The organism is Microvirga sp. 2MCAF38 (assembly GCF_052115485.1).
In the GTDB taxonomy this organism is placed as follows: Bacteria; Pseudomonadota; Alphaproteobacteria; order Rhizobiales; family Beijerinckiaceae; genus Microvirga.
The window spans coordinates 1-5,955 of the sequence record NZ_JBFRGU010000013.1; the positions used below are offsets into that span (position 1 = coordinate 1).

Consider the following 5,955-nt stretch of genomic DNA (forward strand, 5'->3'; position numbering starts at 1 on the left):
TCCCTTTATTGATTTGGCTTTTGTTTCATCCGATGAATGTGTACCCGATGTATCGTTTTGCTTCGATGGGATCGTAACCGAGTTTGAAGCGGAGTTTTTTTCGGAGTTTGCTGACGTGTCCTTCGATGACGCTTTCTTCGACATCGTTGGAATAGATGCCGTAGATGGCGTTGAAGATCTGGGTCTTGGTCATGCGGCGTCCGCGGTTGCGCACGAGATATTCGAGGATGTGGCGTTCGCGTCGGGGCAGGATGAGGCCGTGTCCGTCGATCTCGGGGTCGCGTCCGTCGAAATACACCTTGAGACGCTCGGTCCGCTCCTGTCCCTTGGCGCCGTTCATGCGCCGCCAGATGGCCTCGGAGCGGGCGAGAATCTCGCGGACGTGGACGGGCTTTCTGACCACGTCGTCGATGCTGGCGGAGAGGAGTTCGAGGGTCTGTTCGAGGGAGCGGGTCTCGCTGAGCGCGATGATCGGTGCGCGCGAGTGGCGGCGGATGGTCTCGGCGCAGGGAATGCGCTCGTTGAATTCGCCGAGGAGGAAACCCTGGACGGCGTCGAGATCGGAACTGGACGCGGATTGGAGCCAGTCCGGGAATTCTTCCGAGAACAGGCCGAGCGATGAGACGCCTTCGCGGTTGAAGCTTGCGACATATCCTGCGGTCACGATTTGCCGCTCGTCGACGACGACATACATGGTTCAAGGCCCCCCAGCCTTTGAATAACCGGTGCATCGGACAGCGATGAATTTTCTGTCCGGCGTCTTCCTTCCGAATCGGAAGAATTGTTAAGAAAGTGTCGGTCAACCGACGTAACGTCAACGACAAACACAGAACTTTAGACTCTTATTCCGCACGGAGGGTCGGGTGTTGCAGCAAAGCCATAAAAGGGGTGGTTTGGGTACCACCTGTGATTCGCCGGGACGAGTTGATTTACAACGGCAAAGTGGTCTTCTTCGGCGTCGATGCGATCGCGATCGCGGCYCCTCCGGAGGGGGACGCGAATCAGTGCGCCCGYCGAGCGAATCAGAGGGCGCGCATGAACTGATTCTGTCTGGCAAACCAGACAAATTAACCTTTTAGTGACGGCAATCGTTCTAACCTGCGATCATYACGCAGATCTTCTGTCGCGGAGAATCCCCCATGCGCCTTCTCAACAACCTGCGGCTTGTGACCAAGCTCGCAATTCCCGTGACGATCTTCGTCGCAGTCTCGATCGGTCTCGTCATCGTCGCCAAAAACGGGCTCGATATCTTGGCGGAGGATGCGCGGAGTCTCGTTGATCTCGATGCGACCAGGCTCACTTATGTTCGCGCGGCGAACGCAGCAGTGAACGAAGCGACGATCCAGGAAAAAAACATGATCGTCGATAAGGACATCGACACACGCAAGGATTACGCGAAACGCTACGAGGAATATAAGAAGCTTGCCCTGAAGCAGTTGGACGATCTGATCCAACTCTCGGCGGAGCAGGCGCATCGCTCTGTATACGGCGAGGTCAAGAACACCGTCGTCGCCTATTTCGACGTCATGGACAAAAGTGTCGGCCATGCTTTGAAGGGTTACGAAGACGACGTCGCCATGGGCTTCTCGAACGGGGTTGGGCGCGAGGCGCGCGTCAAAGTCAGGGATACCTTGAACGATCGCGCGAAGGCGGCGGAAAAGGTTCTCGATCGCTCCAAGGAGGAAGCACAAGAGCTTGCGGAATCGACCTCGCGTTCACTGATCATCTCGACGATTGTCGGTCTGGCGATTGCGGTCGGCTTGATCGGTGCGATTGTGATCTACGGGATCGTGCGGCCGCTGAGCGGCGTGACCGCCGCGATGTCGCGGCTCGCGGAGGGCGATCTCACCGTCGCGGTGGGCGGCGCGGAGCGCAAGGATGAAGTCGGCGCGCTCGCCCGCGCTCTCCAGGTGTTCAAGGACAACGCGCTCGAAGCGCGGCGCCTCGCGGCGGAGCAGGAGGCGGAATCCGATGCGAAGATGCGCCGGGCACAGATGCTCGACGATCTGACGAAGCAGTTCGAGCGCAACGTGTCGGCCCTGACGCAAGGCCTGGCGACGGCGGCGACCGAGATGGAGGCGACGGCGCAATCGATGACGGAGGTGGCCGACCGGACGCGCGGCCAGTCGGTGACGGTGGCCTCGGCGGCCGAGCAGACTTCGGCCAACGTGCAGACGGTGGCGGCGGCGACGGAGGAATTGTCGATCTCGATCCGCGAGATCGCGAGCCAGGTGACGCAATCCTCGCAGATTGCGGAGCGGGCGGTCGGCGATGCCAGACGCACCAATGAGACGGTGCAGACGCTGGCCTCGTCGGCAGAGAAGATCGGCAATGTGATCGCGCTGATCAACAACATCGCGGGCCAGACGAACCTGTTGGCGCTCAACGCCACCATCGAGGCTGCGCGGGCGGGCGAGGCGGGCAAGGGCTTTGCGGTGGTGGCTTCCGAGGTGAAGGAACTGGCCAACCAGACCTCGAAGGCGACGGACGAGATCTCGGCGCAGATCGGCTCGGTGCAGCAGGCGACCGAGGAAGCGGTGCGGGCAATCCAGGAGATCGCCCGGACAATCACGGAGATGTCGCAGATCTCGGTGTCGATTGCGGCGGCGATGGAAGAGCAGGGCGCCGCGACGGCAGAGATTGCGCGCAACGTGCAGGAAGCCGCGCGCGGCACCGAGATGGTGACGGGCAACATCGGCAACGTGCGTCAAGGCGCCGGCGAGACCGGCTCCGCCGCCTCCCAGGTCCTCGACGCCGCCCAGGAACTCGCACGCCATTCCTCAACCCTCAGTCAGGAAGTCGACAGCTTCCTATCCGGCGTCAAAGCCGCTTGASCGAGACGGGCGAGCACCTCGATACGGTCGATGTCGAACTGGTTCGGTTCGAGCAGGACCCGAACAACCAAACGATTCTCGCGAACATCTTCCGCCTTGTTCACACCATCAAGGGCACATGCGGCTTCTTGGGGCTTCCGCGCCTCGAGGCGTTGGCCCACGCTGCCGAAACGCTGATGGGAAGATTCAGGGACGGGATGCCTGTTACGACCCCGGCCGTCACGCTAATCCTGGCGACCCTCGATCGGATCAAGGAAATCCTCGTCGAACTCGAGCATCTCGGCACCGAGCCGAATGGGTCGGATCGTGATCTGATAGAACGCCTGGAACAGATGGCGATCGAGGGAGTGCCCGCTGTTCCGGAGCCGCTGGCACAGACTGTTGGTCCATTGAGTTATCAGGTGCTGGAGCGCCCTCTACGACCGGGGGAAGTCTCCCTCGACGAGTTGGAGCGCGCTTTCCTCGAAACTCCCGGACCCGAAGCGGCTCCGACGCTTGAGCCCGAGGCTTCTGCCAAAGCCACTCCATCGACTGCTGTCGACACGCAACCTGCCGATTCTGCGGAGGCGAATGAAAGTAGTGAGGGTGCTGTCACCAAAGTACAGAGCATTCGGGTAAACGTTGATACGCTCGAACATCTAATGACGATGGTCTCGGAGTTGGTTCTGACGCGAAACCAGCTTCTCGAAATCTCTCGTCGCGTCGACGACAATGGCTATAAGGTTCCGCTACAACGGCTCTCTCATGTGACCGCCGAGTTGCAGGAAGGCGTCATGAAGACGCGCATGCAGCCCATCGGCAATGCATGGCAGAAGCTGCCGCGAGTCGTGCGCGACCTTTCCGCCGAATTGTCGAAGAAGATAGACCTCGTCATGCAGGGAGCCGATACCGAGCTCGACCGGCAGGTGCTCGATGTCATCAAGGACCCGCTGACTCACATGGTCCGCAACTCCGCCGATCACGGCATCGAAACGCCGCTTGAGCGGAAAGTGTCCGGAAAGCCGGAGCGCGGTACGATCCGCCTTAACGCCTATCACGAAGGCGGTACGATCACGATCGAGATCGCCGATGACGGCCGCGGGCTCAACTATGCTGCGATCCGTAAGAAGGCTGTCGAGCGCGGCATCGCGACCGAGATAGAGGTCGAGCGTATGAGCGAAGCTCAGATCGCCAAGTTCATCTTCCATCCGGGTTTTTCGACGGCCAAGGCAGTGACGTCGGTGTCAGGCCGTGGGGTCGGCATGGACGTGGTCAAGACCAACATCGAGCTCATCGGCGGTACGGTTGAGATTCGCTCCGAGCAAGGGCGAGGCACCACGTTCACGATCAAGATTCCTCTCACGCTGGCGATTGTCGCGGCGCTGATCGTTTCCTCGAAAGATCAGCGATACGCCATCCCGCAGATTGCCGTGTTGGAACTCGTGCGCGTCGCCTCAGGGTCGGAACACATCATCGAGCGGATCAACGGCACACCCGTGTTGCGCTTGCGCGAGCGGCTCCTCCCCATCGTTCCCCTGTCGAAAATCCTCGGATTGAATAATGAGGAAGCGACGGATGAAGGTTTCGTGGTTGTCACGCAGGTCGGGCGGCAACGTTTCGGAATCCTCGTCGACGGCGTGTTTCACACCGAGGAGATCGTCGTCAAGCCGATGTCTTCGAAGCTGCGCCATATCCAGCTTTTCTCCGGCAATACAATTCTCGGCGACGGAGCGGTCGTGCTCATCATCGATCCGAACGGGCTAGCTCGTATGGTCGGCTCGGGTGCTGGAGACGGTCAATTCCAGGGCGACGACGGCTCGGAGCAGGATGGCTATATCGAGAACGATCTCACGACCCTCCTCGTCTTCCGAGGTGGAAGCGACAGTCTCAAAGCCGTTCCACTCTCGCTCGTCACGCGCCTCGAAGAAATCGATGCGGGCACTATCGAATGGCTCGGCGGCCGTCCACTCGTTCAGTATCGTGGCCGATTGATGCCCTTGGTTGCCGCCGATGAGATCCTGGAAATCAAGCGCGAGGGAACGCAGGCTCTGGTGGTCTTTTCGGATGGAGACCTTGCCATGGGACTCGCGGTCGAGGAAATCGTCGACATCGTCGATGACACGCTCGCCATCGAACTTGTGACGGATCGCTCCGATCTCATTGGTTCCGCTGTCATCAAGGGTCGTGCGACCGAAGTAGTCAACGTGGCGCACTATCTACCTTTGGTCCACGATGCCTGGATGCGCTCCGCCGCGGATACCGCGGCGGCGGCGCGTTGTGTTCTCCTCGTCGACGCATCCGCATTCTTCCGTGACATGCTGATCCCCGTTCTGAAGGCGTCGGGTTACAAAGTGCACGCGGCTGCAAGCGCGGGCGACGCTCTGCAGATTCTTGGAAGCGGCGCGCATATCGACGTTCTGATTACTGATCTCGACCTTCCGGATGGTCCCGGCTTTGATTTCGTCGAAGCGCTTCGAATGCAGCCTGAGACCGGAAAGCTCCCTGTAATCGCTCTCGCGGTGAAGCATGATCCCCGTCAGATCGCACAGGCGCGCAAGCTCCAGGTCACCGAGCTTGTGGCAAAGTTCGACCGACGCGGTCTGCTCGCAGCCCTTGCCGAATTGAATATCCCTCTCGATGCGGCTGCTTGATCGGCGTTGTCATCCATGCTTTTTCACCGTGTTGGAGGATCTCGAAAGTGATCTTCAAGATGTGCTCGATCCAAACTCGCCTCGTCCTGGCCATCGGCATTCAGGCAGCCTGAACCATGAAGCATGACAATACCAACGGCCGGATCGTCGGCGCAGGCAATGCCCGGTCCTTCATCGATCATCGCGAGTTTCCAACCGTCGTCGTGGCGGGCCAGATGCTCGCCTTGCCGATCGAACGCGTGCACGACGTGTTCGTTGTGAGCGACATCACCTCGGTGCCGCTCGCTTCGCCCGAGATTGCGGGGCTCTTGAACCTGCGCGGACGTGTCGTCACCGCCGTGTCGCTCCGTCGTCGGCTCGGCCTTGCCGATCTCGACACGGGCGGTCGTCGCATGGCGGTCGGCCTCGAACATCGCGGCGAAGCCTTCGGGCTTCTGGTCGATGAAGTCGGTGAGGTGCTCAAGCTCGATCCCGATGCTCTCCAACCAAAC

At 60.2% G+C, this 5,955-nt stretch carries 4 protein-coding genes; 3 read left to right on the forward strand and 1 reads right to left on the reverse strand.

The genetic code is table 11. From position 1 onward, the window contains the following. Positions 1 to 25: 25 nt before the first annotated feature. The gene (locus AB4072_RS17075; protein ID WP_441969921.1) at positions 26 to 694 is read right to left on the reverse strand and encodes a response regulator transcription factor; all 669 of its coding nucleotides are present in this window, start codon (positions 692 to 694) and stop codon (positions 26 to 28) included. A 445-nt stretch (positions 695 to 1,139) separates the two neighbouring features. Here AB4072_RS17075 and AB4072_RS17080 point away from each other — a divergent pair, with 445 nt between their 5' ends. From AB4072_RS17080 to AB4072_RS17090, 3 genes are all read left to right on the forward strand, one after another. Beyond that, positions 1,140 to 2,834: a methyl-accepting chemotaxis protein gene (locus AB4072_RS17080; RefSeq protein ID WP_441969923.1), complete on the forward strand. Its 1,695-nt coding sequence runs from the start codon at positions 1,140 to 1,142 to the stop codon at positions 2,832 to 2,834. Beyond that, positions 2,831 to 5,464, forward strand: a complete 2,634-nt coding sequence (locus tag AB4072_RS17085) for a hybrid sensor histidine kinase/response regulator (protein ID WP_441969925.1) — start codon at positions 2,831 to 2,833, stop codon at positions 5,462 to 5,464. The genes AB4072_RS17080 and AB4072_RS17085 overlap by 4 nt, the downstream gene beginning before the upstream one ends. Positions 5,465 to 5,580: 116 nt before the next feature. Then, a partial coding sequence (locus tag AB4072_RS17090) for a chemotaxis protein CheW (protein ID WP_441969927.1) occupies positions 5,581 to 5,955 on the forward strand: 375 nt, incomplete at its 3' end.

Bases quoted from the DNA above. Each gene is read 5' to 3' on its own strand.
- AB4072_RS17075 (WP_441969921.1), bottom strand. From the start codon at position 694: ATGTATGTCGTCGTCGACGAGCGGCAAATCGTGACCGCAGGATATGTC.
- AB4072_RS17080 (WP_441969923.1), top strand. From the start codon at position 1,140: ATGCGCCTTCTCAACAACCTGCGGCTTGTGACCAAGCTCGCAATTCCC.